This window comes from Amycolatopsis sp. NPDC049252, assembly GCF_043197175.1.
Lineage (GTDB): Bacteria > Actinomycetota > Actinomycetes > Mycobacteriales > Pseudonocardiaceae > Amycolatopsis.
The window spans coordinates 24875-40770 of sequence record NZ_JBICSQ010000013.1 but is presented as its reverse complement, the minus strand read 5'-3'; the positions used below and the strand labels follow the sequence as shown (position 1 = coordinate 40770).

Here is a 15896-nt window from a genome sequence, read left to right as displayed (position 1 = left end):
AGCGGATCACGCCTCTCTACCGGTGGTCTGGACACTTCCACCATGGAGACGTCCGGCGCCGTCGTGGGACGTCCGACCCACATCCGACCCGGATGGACCAGTCCGGACGGCGTTCGTTAGAGAACTTTACGAATAGGTCTTGACGCGCCGTCGCCGCACCGCGAACCTGGACGCACGCCGCCGTCATCGTCCGTCCAGTCCTCCCGGAGGCAGCATGACCCGGCGCGCTTTCGTGCTCGTCGTGACCCTTTTCCTCGCCTTGGCCGGCGCCCTCGCCGGCGGCACCCCGGCGAACGCGGAGACCACGCAGCCGACCTTCCTCACCTTCTACGGGTGGTGGGACAACACCCCGCCCGGCGGCGACATCGCCTACCCGCAGATCCACGACACGGCCGGCGGCAAGGGCACCTACGCCGACCCGATCACGTTCGCCACCAGCACGTCCGAGCTCAAGGCCGGCACCAAGGTCTGGGTCCCCCGGGTGAAGAAGTACTTCATCATGGAGGACGGCTGCGACGAGTGTTCCGACGACTGGAACGGCCAGGGCCCCAACGGCGGCCCCAACCTGCGCCACATCGACCTCTGGCTCGGCGGCCAGGGCGGCAGCGCCTTCGACGCGATCGACTGCGAAGACGCGCTGACGCACTACAACGCCGACAACACCCCGGTGCTCGAGCCGGTGGTCGTCGACCCGCCGTCGACCGAACCGTACGACTCGACGCCGATCTTCAACACCGGCACCGGCGCGTGTTACGGCGGCGCGCGGCCGAACACCACGGTCGGCCAGTACCGCAACAACTCCACCAGTACGTGCCTCGATGCGCCGAGCAGCGGGACCACGCTGAAGGTCGCCGCGTGCACCGGAAGCGACGCGCAGCGGTTCACCTTCCACGGCGCGTTCCTCGTGCACAACGACAGGTGCGCGGGCATCTCCGGCAGCTCGATCGTGCTGCAGACCTGCACCGGCGGCCCGGCCCAGCAGTGGTCGATCAACCCCGACGGCACCATTTCCGACATCCAGACGAGCAAGAAGTGCTTCCGCGCTTCGGGTACGACGCTCACCGCGGGCAGCTGCTCCGGCGACCAGGCCCGCTGGACGTTCACCGCGGCCGCCGGCCTCGGCGTGGCGCCGTCGGCCGTTTCGGTCGCGCCAGGTGGTACGACGACAGCAACCGTCACTTCCACGGACGCGGTCACGCTGTCCGCGAGCGGCGCTCCCGCGGGCGTCACCGTGTCCTTCTCCCCGGCGTCGGTGCCGGCCGGCGGCACCTCGACCGCCACGGTCACCGCCGCCGCGAACGCCGCCCCCGGCACGGTGACGATCACCATCACGGGCGGGACCAAGACCGCTTCACTGGGTGTCACCGTCACGGGTGGTGGTGGCGGCACCGAGACGCTGCTTTCGCAGGGCAAGACGGCCACGGCGTCGTCGACGGAGTCCTCGACCTACGCGGCGGGCAAGGCCTTCGACGGCAACCTGACCGGCACCCGCTGGGCCAGCGCCGAGACGGCGTCCGAGTGGCTGCTGGTCGACCTCGGCGCGACCAAGTCCGTCTCGCACGTCAAGCTGACCTGGGAGGCGGCGTACGGGAAGGCGTACAGCATCCAGACCTCGCCGGACGGCACGGCCTGGACGACGATCTACAGCACGACCACCGGCAACGGCGCCACGGACGATCTGACCGGGCTCTCCGGCACCGGCCGGTACGTGCGGATGAACGGCGTCACGCGCGGCACGGCGTACGGTTACTCCCTGTACGAAATGCAGGTGTACGGCCCCGCCTGAGTTGCCGAACCGGCAACTGGATTTGCCTTCTCGGGGACGTTCTCCGCATGGTGGGAGGACGTCCCCGAGGAGGAACCATGGCGCACACGCACGACGAGCCGATGACCGTCGAGAACATGCTCAAGCAGGAGTTCTGGGAAGCGCTCTACCAGCGCGACGAGCACCGGATCTGGAGCGGGAACGTCAACCGCAACCTGCGCGACGAGGTGACCGGGCTGAAACCCGGGCACGCCCTCGACCTCGGCTGCGGTGAAGGCGGTGACGCGATCTGGCTGGCCCAGGAGGGCTGGACGGTCGACGGCGCCGACATCTCGACCCTCGCGCTGGCCCGCGCCGAAGCGGCGGCCAAGGAGCAGGGCGTCGAGGTCCGCTGGCTGCACCGCGACATCCTCGACTGGCAGCCCGAGGAGACCTACGACCTGATCTCCGCGCAGTACATGCACCTGCCGCCGGAGCTGCGCAAGAACGTCTTCACCGCGGCCGCGGCGGCGATCCGGCCCGGCGGTTCACTGCTGATCGTCGGGCACTCGCCGAAAGCCATGCGGGAGTTCGACGGCCAGGCGCCGCCGCAGGAGCTGTTCTTCGAGCCGGAGGAGATCACCGGCTACCTCGGCGACGCGTGGGAGTGGGTCGTCGAGACCTGCGAGACGCGCGGCGAGGGCCACCACACCGACGCCGTCTACCGCGCGAAGCGCCTCTGAAATGCCGCGAGGGCCTCTTCACGCGCCCTCGACGCGTGTGAAGAGGCCCTCGCGGGTTTACCCACCGGAGTTGGATCAGGCGAGCAACAGGCCGTAGGACTGCAGCTCGAGGGTGAGCGGGTAGAAGTAGCTGGTCACGGTGTCGCCACCGGACAGCGTGCCGAGGCCCGTGGAACCGTCGTAGGCCGGGCCGCCCGAGTCACCGTGGTCGGTGTGCGCGGTGGTGCCGAACTCGTGGTTCAGGACGCCGACGTCGAAGTTGACCGACTCGTCGACCGAGGTGACCTCGCCGCTGCCGCCACCGGTGGTCGAGCCCTGCTTCTCCATCTGCTCACCGACCGTCGGCTCCGCCGCGCCGGTGATCGCCTGGCCGGTGTTGATCTCACCGGGGCCGGAGCCGTTCGGGCGGGTCAGCAGGCCGGAGTCGGCTCCCGGGCAGTCGCTCTCGACGACCTGCGCGCCGGAGACGTCGCCGCCGGCCCAGGTGCCGCCGAGGTTGGTGCAGTGGCCCGCGGTGAGCAGGAAGGGCGACCCGCCGCGCGTCACGTTGAAGCCGAGCGAGCAGCGGCCCTGGTCGTTCTGGATCGCGTCGCCGTCGGAGATGTAGAGCTCCAGCTTGCCGGTGCGGTGCTCGACCCGGACGCTGTCGCCGTACTGCGCGGCGGCCGCGGCGACCTTGTCGGAGGTGGCCTTGCTGGCCGCGTCGTAGACCTTCACCACGACCTGGTTGGTCTTGGTGTCGATGCCCCACGCGGTCTGCGGCACGTTCTTCACCGCGTCGAGCGAGTTCTTGACGCCGGTCAGCGCGGCGAAGGTGTGCTTGACCTTCTTCGCGGTGAGGCCGGCGGCCTCGACCTTCCGCACCGACGCGTCGTCGGTGACGTTCACGATCGCCTTGCCGTTCTCCAGGTAGATGCCGCCGGAGGTGGCACCGAGGGAGCTCGCCACCTGGGTGGCGTTGCTGACGGCGTTGGCCTGCATCTCGGCGAAGGCCAGTGGGGACGCAGTGGCCGCCGACGCGCACACGCCGGACGTCAGCGCGGCGGCCGACAAGACGGCGAAGGTCTTGAGGGCGGTCTTCCGGGGAGTCATCAACTTCCTCCAGTTAGCCGGTTCGAAGCCTGCGCCGGTCACTTTTGTTGCCGAGCAACCAACGCACCACCGACTAAGGTTGGTTAATAACCAGCAGAACCGGACATACCTCGCGACTCGGACCCGAAAGGCCCAGTGTCAGTGCTGCTTTCGGCGTAACAAACGCCTGGTGTGGCGAGCCGTCGCCCCAGGGGTTGCGGCGTTCGGCGCAGCGGACCGCAGCCGGCTCAGGCGCCGGCCAGCCGGGGTTCGCGTTCGGGGCGCTGTTGTCAATTCCGCACAGTCCGAGCGCACCCAGCCGTGCCCGCGCTCAGGCGCCGGAGCCAGACGGCCAACGGACGTGCGCCTCGTAGTCCGGGTGCTTCCGGAGGTACCCGGCGATGAACGGGCACACCGGCACGATCGTCCGGCCCTTCGCGACGACGTCGTCCAACGCACCCGCCGCCAGCACCTTGCCCAGGCCCTGCCCCGCGAAGGCGTCGTCGATCTCCGTGTGGGTGAACACGGTCAGCTCACCGCGCTGGTCGTACGCCGCGAAGCCCGCCAGTTTCTCGTCCGACCAGACCTCGTAACGGCTCTCCGCGGGGTTGTCGATCACCTTGTTCATGCGCACTCCTTCTCTCTGTGCGGTGGAACGCCGGACGGCCGTCCAGCCTTCCCCCATCGAGCGATGGGCGGACCCGGGCCGTGAAGGCGCACTGGGCCGCCCGGGGGACCTGCCCTGCTCGTTCGTGTGCAACCCGGCCACATCCCTTGGCTCGCCCAGCAACCTTTGGTTGCCTCATCGTGTCGGAAACCGCCAGCGCCGCAACGGAAAGGCCCCAGCCGCGTGCCGCAGCAGCCGTTCGTCCTCCCCGAGTTCTACATGCCCTACCCGGCGCGGCTGAACCCGCACCTGGAGGGCGCCCGCGAGCACAGCAAGGCCTGGGCGTACGCGATGGACATGATCGACGTCCCGCAGCACGGCACGGTGATCTGGGACGAGCACGACCTCGACTCCCACGACTACGCGCTGCTCTGCGCCTACACCCACCCGGACGCCGGCGCCGAAGAGCTCGACCTGATCACCGACTGGTACGTCTGGGTCTTCTACTTCGACGACCACTTCCTCGAGCTGTACAAGCGCACCGGCGACATCGACAGCGCGCGCACGTACCTCGACCGGCTCGACCTGTTCATGCCGCGCGAAGGCGCGATCACCGACACCCCGGAGAACCCGGTCGAACGCGGCCTGACCGATCTCTGGAACCGGACGATCCCGCACCGCTCCGACGGCTGGCGGCGCCGTTTCATCGAAAGCACCAAGGCGCTGCTCGAAGAGTCGCTCTGGGAACTCGCCAACATCAACGAAGGTCGGCTTTCCAACCCGATCGAGTACATCGAGATGCGCCGGAAGGTCGGCGGCGCGCCGTGGTCGGCGAACCTCGTCGAGCACTCGGTGCACGCCGAAGTGCCGGACGAGATCGCCGCGGCCCGGCCGATGGAGGTGCTGCGCGACTGCTTCGCCGACGGCGTCCACCTGCGCAACGACCTGTTCTCTTACCAGCGCGAGGTCGAGGACGAGGGCGAGCTGTCCAACGGCGTCCTCGTGTTCGAGAAGTTCCTGGACCTGACGACGCAGGAGGCGGCCGACGCCGTCAACGACCTGATCACCTCGCGGCTGCACCAGTTCGAGCACACCGCGCTGACCGAGGTCCCGGGGCTGTTCGACGAGCACGCCGTCGACCCGGCCGCGCGGCTGGCGACGTTCGCCTACGTCAAGGGCCTGCAGGACTGGCAGTCCGGCGGGCACGAGTGGCACCTGCGCTCGAGCCGGTACATGAACGAAGGCGCGCTGGAGTCCCGCGGCGGCCCGGAACTGGGCACGGCCACCGGGCTCGGGACGTCGGCCGCGCGCATCTTCTCGTCGGTGCTCGCGACCGCGCCGCAGCGGCTGCGGTCGTACTCGAGCACGCCGTTCCGCACGGTGAAGGTCGAGCGGCCGCCCGTCGAACTGCCGTTCCCGCTGCGGCTGAGCCCGCACCTGGACGCGTGCCGCGTCCGCAACGTCGACTGGGCGCGGCGGATGGGCTTCCTCGACGGTGTCGTGTGGGACGAGCGGAAGCTGCGCGCCACCGACCTCCCGCTGTGCGCGGCCGGCATCCACCCGGACGCCGACCCCGACCAGCTCGACGTCACCAGCGACTGGCTGACCTGGGGCACGTTCGCCGACGACTACTACCCGATCGTGTTCGGCGCGACCCGCGACCTCGCCGGGGCGAAGGCGTGCAACGCGCGGCTGTCGCTGTTCATGCCGGTGGACGGCGAACCCACGCCGGCGCCCGCCAACGCGCTGGAGGTGGGCCTGGCCGACGTCTGGCTGCGCACCACCGCCGGGATGGCGCCCGAAAACCGCCGCACGGTGCGGAAAGCCGTCGACACGATGACGTCGAGCTGGCTGTGGGAGCTGGTCAACCAGGCCCAGAACCGGATCCCGGACCCGATCGACTACGTCGAGATGCGGCGCCGGACGTTCGGGTCGGACCTCACGATGAGCCTGTCGCGCTTCTCGCACGGCCGCGAGGTGCCGCCGGAGCTGTACCGCACGCGGCCGGTGCAGGCGATCGAGCACTCGGCGACGGACTTCGCGTGCCTGGTCAACGACGTGTTCTCCTACCGCAAGGAGATCGAGTACGAGGGCGAGCTGCACAATGCCGTCCTGGTCGTGCAGAACTTCCTGAACTGCTCCGAGGAACGCGCGTTCGGCGTGGTCGACGACCTGATGAAGGCCCGCCTGGCGGAGTTCAAGCACGCGGCGGCGATCGAGCTGCCGGCGCTGTTCCGCGACTACGGCGTCGAGCCGGACGTCCAGGAGATGCTGCTGGAGTACGTCGAGGAGTTCCGCGACTGGATGGCGGGCATCGTCAACTGGCACGAGAAGGTCGGCCGCTACACCGAGCGCGAGCTGAACTACCACCCGATGGCGGCCACGGCCCTGCGCGGCCCGACGGGCATCGGCACGTCGTCCCTGCGCATCTCCGACCTCCTGCCGACCGGGCGGTGACGTGCCGGCCTCCCCGACGGCCAGGCAACGCGAAATCGCCCGGCTGCTCCGCGCGGTCGGCATGCACCACGAAGCCGAGCAGGCCCTCCGCACGGACCTCCGGGCCCGGCTGCGCCGAGGCCGCCGCCGCCTCAAAGTCCGCCTGATCCGCTCGTCCCGAAGGCTCCGCCATCGAGTCCGGGCGTGACGGAAACGCCGATTCGCGTGATTGACGGGTCGACACGGCGCCGTGCCGACCCTCTGATCACGTGTGTCGGCTCCTCGATCACACCGGGGGCGTCGTTCGTGCCACTCCGCCGGGCATTTGCTCCGCGAGAAGGTGATACTCAAGGACGTGAGCGGCTTCAACCTGCGTTTCCTCGGCCATTCGACGGTCCGGCTCGAGCTCGGTGACCGGGTCGTCCTCACCGATCCGGTGCTCACCGCCCGGGTCGGCGGGCTGACCCGGGTCGTGCCACCGCCCGAACCGGCCGCGTACGGCGGCGTTGATCTGGTGCTGCTGTCGCACCTGCACGGTGACCACCTGCACGTGCCGTCGCTGAAGCTGGTCGGCCGGCACACCCGGATCGTCGTGCCGCGCGGGGCCGGGAGCTGGCTCGCCAAGAAGGGCTTCACCGCCGTCGAGGAGATCGCGCCCGGCGAGACGTTCACCGACGGCGGCCTCACCATCACCGCGACCGCGGCCGTCCACTCCGGACACCGGTGGGGCCCGCGCCTCACCCACGGGCCGCAGAGCCCGGCCATCGGCCACCTGCTCAAGAGCGACCACGGCACGAGCGTCTACAACGCCGGCGACACCGACCTCTTCGACGGGATGGCCGCGTTCGGGCCGGTCGACGTCGCCCTGCTGCCCGTCTGGGGCTGGGGCCCGAACCTCGGGCCCGGCCACCTGAACCCGGCCCGCGCCGCCGAGGCCGCCGGGCTGCTGCAGGCCCGCGCGGTCGTGCCGGTGCACTGGGGCACGCTCGCCGTCCCCGGGCTGAAGCGCACCGCACGGATGCGGCGGCTGCTCGCCGACCCACCGCGGGAGTTCGCGGCCCACGTGCGGGCCGGCGCCATCGCCACCGAGGTCCTGTTCACCGAGCCCGGCGCCGACGTCGTGCTCCCCGCCTCGACGGACCGGGCGTGAACTGGACCGACCCGGCGGCCATCGGGTACCCGGCGCTGTTCGGCGGTGTGCTGCTCGGCTCGATCATCCCGATCGTGCCGACCGGCGCCGTGGTCGGCGCCGCGGCCGCCGTCGCCACCACCACCGACCACCTGTCGCTGCCGCTGGTGATCGTCCTGGCCACGCTCGGCGCGTTCGCCGGCGACGTCGTCACGTTCGGCGTCCCGCGCCTGGGCAGCGAAGCCGCGTTCCGCTGGATCAGCCGACGCCAGCCCGCCGACCGCCTCGAAAAGGCCCGCGAGCAGTTCACCCGCCGCGGCTGGCAGATCGTCGTGATCGGCCGGCTCGTCCCGGCCGGCCGGATCCCGGTGCTGCTCGCGGCCGCCGCGCTGAGCTACCCGTGGCGGCGGCTGCTGCCCGCCGCGCTCGTCGCGTGCGTGCTCTGGGCGGTGGCCTACAGCCTGCTCGGCATCGTCAGCGGGGGCATCTTCGACTCACCGCTGATCGCGACGCTGCTGGCGACGGTGCTGGTCCTGCTGGTCACCGTGCTGCTGAACCTGATCGCCCGCCGGCGGCGGAACAAAGCCGAGGCGAAGGAGAAGACGGGAGACCGAGCTTGACGACGACCGCGCCGAAGGGCCGGCTGCTGCGCGGCGGCCGGGTCGTCGCCCGCGTCCTGCTGGTGTGGGCGGCGGTGACCGGTGCGCTGCGCCTGCTCGACGTGCTGCTGCCGGAGTTCCGGATGACGCACTGGTGGCAGCCGACGGTGTGCGCGCTGCTGCTGGGGCTGCTGGTGGCGTTCGTCTGGCCGCTGGTCATGCGGATCGCCTACCCGCTGGCGTTCGTCACCTTCGGCCTCTTCGGGTTCCTGCTGCTCGGCGCGGGCACGCTCGCGGTGTTCAAGAGCGTGCCCGGCGTCGAGATCGTCGGCTTCCGGACGGCGGTGATCGTCACCGTCGCCACGGCCGGGGTCGGCGCCCTCATCTCCAGCCTGCTCGCGATCGACGAGGACGAGATCTTCTTCCGCCGCGCCAACCGCCGTCGCCGCCGGCACGCCGCCGCACCCGGCGACCCCGAGCTGCCGCCGGGGGTGCTGTTCCTGCAGATCGACGGCCTCGGGTACGACACCGTCCGCCGCGCGATCCGCGACGGCGACATGCCGACGTTCGCCGCGTGGCTCGCCGAGGACAGCCACGCGCTGACGCAGTGGCACACCGACTGGAGCTCGCAGACCGGCGCGAGCGTCTGCGGCATCCTGCACGGCTCCAACCACGACATCCTCGGGTTCCGCTGGTACGAAAAGGACCGCGACCACGTGATGGCGTGCGCGCACCCGACCGACGCGGCCGAGATCGAACGCCGCCACTCCGACGGGCGCGGTCTGCTTTCGGGTGACGGCGCGAGCCGCGGCAACCTGTTCTCCGGCGACGCCGGCCACGTCAGCTTCACCATGAGCTCGATCCCGGTGCTGGTGCCGAAGGGCCTGCGCCACCGGCGCCGCGACCGCCTCGGCGCGGGCTACTACGCCTACTTCGCGAACCCGGTCAACGCGCTGCGGACGCTCGTCGTCGCCCTGGTCGACGTCTTCCGCGAGATCAACGCCTCGGTCCGCCAGCGCCGCGCCGGCGTCGTGCCGCGGATCCCGCGCGGCGGCTGGTACCCGCTGGCCCGGCCGGGCACGACGGTGATCGCGCGCGACGTCGTCGTCTCGGCCATCCTCGGCGACATGCTGGCCGGGCGCCCAGTCGTCTACGCGGACTTCCTCGGCTACGACGAGGTCGCCCACCACTCCGGCATCGAGCGGTTCGACACGCTGTCGGTGCTGCGCTCGATCGACCAGCAGATCGCGCGGCTGCACCGGGCGAGCCGGCTGGCGCCGCGCCGCTACCACGTCGTCGCGCTGTCGGACCACGGCCAGACCCAGGGCCAGGCGTTCTCGCAGCGGTTCGGCGAGACGATCGAGGCGTACGTCGGCCGGCTGTGCGGCGGCTCGCCGTCGCCGGCGAGCGGCAAGCGGCGGCAGGCCGAAAGCTGGCAGATCAACGCCGCGCTGGCCGAGGCCACCCAGGGCGGCGGGCTGATCGCCCGCCGGCTGCGGGGCCGCGTCGAGAACGCCGAGGCCGGGAGCGACCGGCCCCGCACCGAGTCCGGCTCGCCCGGCGCGGTCACGCGGGTGGCGCCCGGTGTGGTGGCGGTCGTGTCCGGGCACGTCGCGATGGTGTCGTTCACCGAGCACGAGGGCCGCGTCGAACTGGAGACGATCGAGCGCGAGTTCCCCGACCTGCTCCCGTCGCTGGTGGACCACCCGGGCGTCGGGTTCCTGCTGGTGCGCAGCCGCGAGTTCGGCCCGGTGGTGCTGGGCCGCGACGGCCTGCACCGGCTCGCCACCGGCGTCGTCATCGGCGAGGACCCGCTGCTGCGCTACGGCCCGCACGCCGCGGACCTGGTCCGCCGCGTCGACACGTTCCCGCACTGCGCCGACGTGATGATCAACAGCAACTACGACCCGGAGACGGACCAGTCGTCGCCGTTCGAGACGCACGTCGGCTCGCACGGTGGTCTCGGCGGCCCGCAGCAGCGCGGGTTCGTCGTGCACCCGCGTGAGTTCCCGCCGCCCGGCGACGTCGTCGGCGCGGAGGCCCTGCACCGCGTGTTCCGCGGCTGGCTCACGCACCTGGGCCACCCCGCGCCCGCTCCCTCTTCCGTGGAATCCGCCGTTTCGGAGGTTGTTTCGTGAAGTTGACGGTCTACGGCGCGAGCTGGTGCCCGGACGTGAAGCGCAGCCGCGCGTTGCTCGACCGCGAAGGCGTCGAGTACTCCTATGTGGACGTCGAGGAGGACGCCGACGCCGAGCAGCGGGTCCGCGCGTTGCAGGACGGCGAGCGCCGGATTCCCACTATCGTGTGGGACGACGGCACCTTCCTGGTCGAGCCGTCGGATGCCGAGCTGAGCGGGCGGCTTTGAAACTGTTGCGGGAGTTGCCGATCGGCACGCGGGTCGTGGTCCGGTACCGGATCGAAGGCGGCTTCACCGATGCGCTCGGCCCGCTGGTCGCACGCGACGAATCGACGTGCACGGTGGAGACCCGGCGCGGCCCGGTCGTGGTGGACTTCGACACCGTCGCCCTGGCCAAGCCGGTGCCGCCCGCGCCGGTGCGGAAATCTGCTGGCGGTCCCCCGGCGTCCCTATGACGATCGGGCCATGACGAGCTTCGACGACCTGGTGGCTGAGGCCGACGCGGTGTCGGTCGACGGCTGGGACTTCTCGTGGCTCGACGGCCGGGCTTCGGAACAGCGCCCGTCGTGGGGCTACCAGCGGCTGCTGGGCGAACGCCTCGGCGGCGTCCACGCGGCCCTCGACCTGGAAACCGGCGGCGGCGAGGTACTCGACGGCTGCCCGTCCCTGCCGCCGCTGATGGCGGCGACGGAGTCGTGGCCGCCGAACGTCGCGGTGGCCTCGGAGTTGCTGCGACCTCGGGGAGTCGTGGTGGTGGCGAGTGCGGACGAACCGCCGCTGCCGTTCGCGGACGGGCTGTTCGACCTCGTCTCCAGCCGCCACCCGGTGCGGACGTGGTGGGCCGAGATCGCCCGCGTCCTGCGCCCGGGCGGCACGTACTTCTCCCAGCAGGTCGGCCCGGCGAGCGTGTTCGAGCTGGTCGAGTTCTTCCTGGGGCCGCAACCGGCGTCGTCACGCGAAGGCCGGCACCCGGACCACGCCGCCGCGGCGGCGACGGAGGCGGGCCTCGAGGTCGTCGACCTGCGCTCGGAGTCACTGCGCACCGAGTTCCGCGATATCGGCGCGGTGGTCTACTTCCTGCGCAAGGTGATCTGGATGGTCCCGGGCTTCACGGTCGAGCAGTACCGGCCGCGGCTGCGGGAGCTGCACGACCTGATCGAGCGCGACGGCCCGTTCCTCGCCCACACCACCCGGTACCTGATCGAGGCTAGGAAGCCCTGACGATCGCCGCCTCGACGCCGTCCAGCAGCAGCTCCAGGCCGGCTTCGAACGACAGCCGCGCCTCGCGTTCCAGGTAGGGCTCGCCGTCCGGGACCGAGGTCATGTCCGCACCGAGGGCGGACACCGTCGGGAAGCGGGCCGGGAGGTCCGGGACCAGCTCGCCGAGCAACGCCGACCGGGCGTACCACCAGTCCTCTTCGGACTGCCCCGTCTCGCGCGACGCCTGGCGGGACTCCGCCGCCGACTGGACCGAGCCGCGGACGACGTTGAACAGCGCCGACACCACCCAGCGCACCCGCAGCAGCGGCAGGCCCGTCTCCGCCAGCACGCGCAGCAGCGTCTCCTGCACGTGGAACTCCCCCGGCCCGAGCACCGGGCGCGCCGGGGAGACCTGCAGCAGCCACGGGTGCCGCAGGTGCAGGTCCCACAGCTCGTCGGCCAGGGCCAGCGCCGCCGCCCGCCAGCCGGCCGCCAGGTCCTGGTCGGCGGCCAGCTCGCCGAGCGTCCGGTCGTACATCAGGTCGACGAGCTCGGTCTTGCCCGGCACGTACGTGTAGAGCGCCATCGCCGTGCGGCCCAGCCGTTCGCCGACCGAGCGCATGGACAGCGCCGCCATGCCGTCGGCGTCGGCGATCTCGATCGCCGCGGCGACGATCGCCTCGACGCTCAGCCCCGGCTTGGGCCCGGGACCGGTGCGCGGGGCGCCGACGCGCGGGCCCCACAGCAGCTCCATGGACCGCCGGGCGTCGCCCTGACCGGCGAAGACGACCACCTTGCCGACTCCTTACAGCCTAAAGTAATGTAACCTGGACAATCACTTTACAGCCTAAACTATCAAGAAGGACGGTATGACCTCACCCAGGCGGGCCGCCGACACCCACGACGTGATCGAGGTCCGGGGCGCCCGGGAGAACAACCTCACCGGCATCGACCTGGACATCCCGAAACGCCGGCTGACGGTGTTCACGGGCGTGTCCGGCTCCGGCAAGTCGTCCCTCGTCTTCGGCACCATCGCGGCCGAGTCGCAGCGCATGATCAACGAGACCTACAGCGCCTTCCTCCAATCGTTCATGCCGAACCTTTCGCGCCCGGACGTCGACCTGCTCGAGAACCTGAGCGCCGCCATCGTCGTCGACCAGGAGCGGATGGGGGCCAACTCCCGCTCGACCGTCGGCACCGCGACGGACGCCCACACCATGCTGCGGATCGCCTTCTCCCGGCTCGGCGAACCGCATGTCGGCACCTCCGGCGCGTTCAGCTTCAACCTGCCCGAGGGCATGTGCCCGGCGTGCGAAGGCCTCGGCCGGGTGTCCGACCTCGACGTTACCGCGCTGCTCGACTTCGACAGGTCCTTGCACGACGGCGCGATCCTCGTGCCCGGCTTCACCCCGGACAACTGGTACGTGCAGACCTACCTCGTGTCCGGGTTCTTCGACCCGGACGCCAAGATCCGCGACTACACCCCGCAGCAGCTCGACGACCTGCTCCACAAGGACTCCTGCAAGGTGAAGCTGGGCAAGACCAACGTCACCTACGAAGGCCTCGCGGTGAAGGTCAAGCGGCTCTACCTCCACAAGGACAAGGAGTCGCTGCAGCCGCGCCTGCGCGCGTTCGTCGACAAGGCGGCGACGTTCAGCACCTGCGCCGTGTGCGGTGGCGCCCGCCTCAACCAGGCCGCGCTGTCGGCGAAGATCGACGGGCGGAACATCGCCGACTGCTCGGCCATGCAGATCAGCGATCTCGCCGAGTTCGTCCGGAAGCTCGACGAGCCGTCGATCGCGCCGCTGCTGGGCAACCTGCGCGACACGCTCGACTCCCTGGTCGAGATCGGCCTCGGTTACCTCTCGCTCGACCGCGAGTCGGGCACGCTGTCCGGTGGCGAGGCGCAGCGCGTGAAGATGGTGCGCCACCTCGGTTCGAGCCTCACCGACGTCACCTACGTCTTCGACGAGCCGACCGTCGGCCTGCACCCGCACGACATCGAGCGGATGAACAACCTCCTTCTCTGCTTGCGGGACAAGGGGAACACGATCCTGGTCGTCGAGCACAAGCCGGAGACGATCCGGATCGCCGACCACGTCGTCGACCTCGGCCCCGGCGCCGGCAAGGCCGGCGGCCGGCTCTGCTACACCGGCGACCTCGACGGCCTCCGCGCGTCCGGCACGCTCACCGGCCGCCACCTCGACCACCGCGTCACGCTGCGCCCGGAGGTGCGCACACCTACCGGACAGCTCCGGATCACCGGCGCCAGCCTGCACAACCTGCGTGACGTCAGTGTCGACGTCCCGCTCGGCGTGCTGACCGTGGTCACCGGGGTCGCCGGGTCCGGGAAGTCGTCGCTGATCCACGGCTCGCTGACGCACCGCGACGGTGTCGTGGTGGTCGACCAGTCGGCGATCCGCGGTTCCCGGCGCTCGAACCCGGCCACCTACACCGGCGTGCTCGACCCGATCCGGACGGCGTTCGCCAAGGCCAACGGTGTCAAGGCGAGCCTGTTCAGCGCCAACTCCGAAGGCGCGTGCCCGAAGTGCAAGGGGCTCGGGCTCGTCTACACGGACCTGGCGATGATGGCCGGCGTCGCGTCGGTCTGCGAGGAGTGCGAAGGCAAGCGGTTCACCCCGGACGTCCTGACCTACACCTTGCGGGGCAAGAACATCAGCGAGGTCCTGGCGATGCCGGTCACCGAGGCACGCGAGTTCTTCCCGTCCGGCAACGCCCGGGCGGTGCTGAACCGCCTGGCCGACGTCGGTCTCGGCTACCTGACGCTCGGGCAGCCGCTGACCACGCTGTCCGGCGGTGAGCGGCAGCGGCTGAAGCTGGCGATCCGGATGGCCGAGCACGGCTCGACGTACATCCTCGACGAGCCGACGACCGGCCTGCACCTGGCCGACGTCGACCAGCTGCTGGCGCTGCTCGACCGGATCGTCGACGCGGGCAACACGGTGATCGTCATCGAGCACCACCAGGCCGTGATGGCCCACGCCGACTGGCTGATCGACCTCGGCCCGGGCGCCGGCCACGACGGCGGCCGGGTGGTCTTCGAGGGCACGCCGGCGTCGCTGGTCGCCGACGCCACCACCCTGACCGCCCGCCACCTGCGCGAGTACCTGGAGAAGCGATGACGGGCCTGCTCGAGGTGACGGCGGTCCGTCGGGTGACCCCGCAGACCGTGCGCGTCACCTTCACCGGCGAGGGCTTGGAGGGCTTGGAGGCGTGGCCGGACCAGCAGCTGAAGCTGATGTTCCCGCCGCCGGGACGCCCGGTGCGGCTGCCTTCCGCCGACGGTGACGTCATGCGCTGGTACCAGGCGTACCTCGCGATCCCTGCCGAGGAACGTCCCGTGATGCGCAGCTACACGGTGCGCGACCGGCGCCCGGCCCTCGCCGAAATCGACGTCGACTTCGTGCTGCACGGGGAAACCGCGGGCCTGGCCACCAGCTGGGCCCGCACGGCGGCCCCCGGTCTGGTGATCGGCCGGTACGGGCCGGACGCCGCCTACCGCCGTCCGGTTCCTGCGGCCGACACGGTGCTGCTGGCCGGGGACGAGACGGCGATCCCCGCGGTCTGGTCGTTGCTGTCCGAAGTGGACAATGCGGTGGTGTTCCTGGAGGTCCCGGACGCGGCGGAGGAGCAGCCGCTGCCGGGCGAGGTCCGCTGGCTGCACCGGGACGGCGCCCCGCACGGGACGAAGCTGCTCGAAGCCGTGCGCTTGGCGGAGGTCGAGGGGACGGTGGCTGCGTGGCTGGCCGGGGAGGCAGGGATGGTGCGGGCGCTGCGCCGCCATCTGGTGGGTGAGCGCGGGGTCGACAAGGAGGCCATCGAGTTCACCGGGTACTGGCGGCGCCAGCTGACCCAGGACGACGCGCCCACGCCCGAGGATCTGGCGGACGCCGCGGAGAAGCTCGGCGGCAGCTGAGCGGGGCCCCACAGCCGGCGCGACGTCACCAAGCGCGCCATTGAGTTGACCGGTTACCAGCGACGCCAGCTCACTCAAGACGACGCACCCACGCCCGAAGACCTGGCGGACGCCGCCGAGAAGCTCGGCGGCGGCTGACCCCAGCCGGAGGCGGACGGTTCTGCTTGCGACTGCGCTCGGCGTTGGGTGCGCCGTGTTCCCTCGGCCGGCGATGACCTCGAAGGCCTTCCGCGGGGCACCGGCGTGAGAGCCGGGCATGTACGCCGACCGGGGAACGAGGCAGGTGACCGAAA

The 15896-nt window shown here is 71.0% G+C and carries 14 protein-coding genes; 11 read left to right on the top strand and 3 right to left on the bottom strand.

Annotation, left to right across the window (positions count from 1 at the left end; translation table 11 throughout):
* Positions 1–214 precede the first annotated feature (214 nt).
* Together ACGFMK_RS17615 and ACGFMK_RS17610 are read left to right on the top strand one after the other, a co-directional pair.
* The gene (locus tag ACGFMK_RS17615; protein ID WP_392763805.1) at positions 215–1786 is read left to right on the top strand and encodes a discoidin domain-containing protein; all 1572 of its coding nucleotides are present in this window, start codon (positions 215–217) and stop codon (positions 1784–1786) included.
* A 77-nt stretch (positions 1787–1863) separates the two neighbouring features.
* Positions 1864–2487: an SAM-dependent methyltransferase gene (locus ACGFMK_RS17610; protein WP_392763802.1), complete on the top strand. Its 624-nt coding sequence runs from the start codon at positions 1864–1866 to the stop codon at positions 2485–2487.
* A gap of 75 nt (positions 2488–2562) precedes the next feature.
* On the opposite strand, the gene ACGFMK_RS17605 is transcribed toward ACGFMK_RS17610, so the two are convergent.
* Together ACGFMK_RS17605 and ACGFMK_RS17600 are read right to left on the bottom strand one after the other, a co-directional pair.
* The gene (locus ACGFMK_RS17605; RefSeq protein ID WP_392763800.1) at positions 2563–3579 is read right to left on the bottom strand and encodes a S1 family peptidase; all 1017 of its coding nucleotides are present in this window, start codon (positions 3577–3579) and stop codon (positions 2563–2565) included.
* Between the two features lie 310 nt (positions 3580–3889).
* Positions 3890–4186: a GNAT family N-acetyltransferase gene (locus ACGFMK_RS17600; protein WP_392763798.1), complete on the bottom strand. Its 297-nt coding sequence runs from the start codon at positions 4184–4186 to the stop codon at positions 3890–3892.
* A gap of 258 nt (positions 4187–4444) precedes the next feature.
* Between ACGFMK_RS17600 and ACGFMK_RS17595 the strand changes: the two genes are divergently transcribed.
* From ACGFMK_RS17595 to ACGFMK_RS17565, 7 genes are all read left to right on the top strand, one after another.
* Positions 4445–6622 carry a germacradienol/geosmin synthase gene (locus ACGFMK_RS17595; protein ID WP_392764134.1) on the top strand — a complete coding sequence of 726 codons (2178 nt, stop codon included), beginning with the start codon at positions 4445–4447 and terminating at the stop codon, positions 6620–6622.
* A 334-nt stretch (positions 6623–6956) separates the two neighbouring features.
* Entirely contained in the window at positions 6957–7751 is a 795-nt protein-coding gene (locus tag ACGFMK_RS17590; RefSeq protein WP_392763795.1) for an MBL fold metallo-hydrolase, read from the top strand.
* The gene (locus tag ACGFMK_RS17585) at positions 7748–8350 is read left to right on the top strand and encodes a DedA family protein (protein WP_392763793.1); all 603 of its coding nucleotides are present in this window, start codon (positions 7748–7750) and stop codon (positions 8348–8350) included. Before ACGFMK_RS17590 ends, ACGFMK_RS17585 begins: the two co-directional genes overlap by 4 nt.
* Complete coding sequence (locus tag ACGFMK_RS17580; protein ID WP_392763790.1) at positions 8347–10467, top strand: phage holin family protein; 2121 nt, start codon at positions 8347–8349, stop codon at positions 10465–10467. The genes ACGFMK_RS17585 and ACGFMK_RS17580 overlap by 4 nt, the downstream gene beginning before the upstream one ends.
* Entirely contained in the window at positions 10464–10694 is a 231-nt protein-coding gene (locus ACGFMK_RS17575; RefSeq protein WP_392763788.1) for a glutaredoxin domain-containing protein, read from the top strand. The genes ACGFMK_RS17580 and ACGFMK_RS17575 overlap by 4 nt, the downstream gene beginning before the upstream one ends.
* Positions 10691–10921 (top strand): ferrous iron transport protein A, encoded by a 231-nt coding sequence (locus ACGFMK_RS17570; RefSeq protein WP_392763786.1) that lies wholly within the window; start codon positions 10691–10693, stop codon positions 10919–10921. Before ACGFMK_RS17575 ends, ACGFMK_RS17570 begins: the two co-directional genes overlap by 4 nt.
* A gap of 10 nt (positions 10922–10931) precedes the next feature.
* The gene (locus ACGFMK_RS17565) at positions 10932–11687 is read left to right on the top strand and encodes a methyltransferase domain-containing protein (protein WP_392763783.1); all 756 of its coding nucleotides are present in this window, start codon (positions 10932–10934) and stop codon (positions 11685–11687) included.
* Here the strand turns inward: ACGFMK_RS17565 and ACGFMK_RS17560 are convergent.
* A complete protein-coding gene (locus ACGFMK_RS17560; protein WP_392763780.1) occupies positions 11674–12459 on the bottom strand; it encodes a TetR/AcrR family transcriptional regulator in 786 nt (261 codons plus the stop codon). The genes ACGFMK_RS17565 and ACGFMK_RS17560 overlap by 14 nt on opposite strands.
* Positions 12460–12535: 76 nt before the next feature.
* Here ACGFMK_RS17560 and ACGFMK_RS17555 point away from each other — a divergent pair, with 76 nt between their 5' ends.
* Complete coding sequence (locus ACGFMK_RS17555; protein ID WP_392763777.1) at positions 12536–14809, top strand: ATP-binding cassette domain-containing protein; 2274 nt, start codon at positions 12536–12538, stop codon at positions 14807–14809.
* Positions 14806–15603, top strand: coding sequence for a siderophore-interacting protein (locus ACGFMK_RS17550; RefSeq protein ID WP_392763774.1), 798 nt, complete (start codon positions 14806–14808; stop codon positions 15601–15603). Before ACGFMK_RS17555 ends, ACGFMK_RS17550 begins: the two co-directional genes overlap by 4 nt.
* Positions 15604–15896 lie beyond the last annotated feature (293 nt).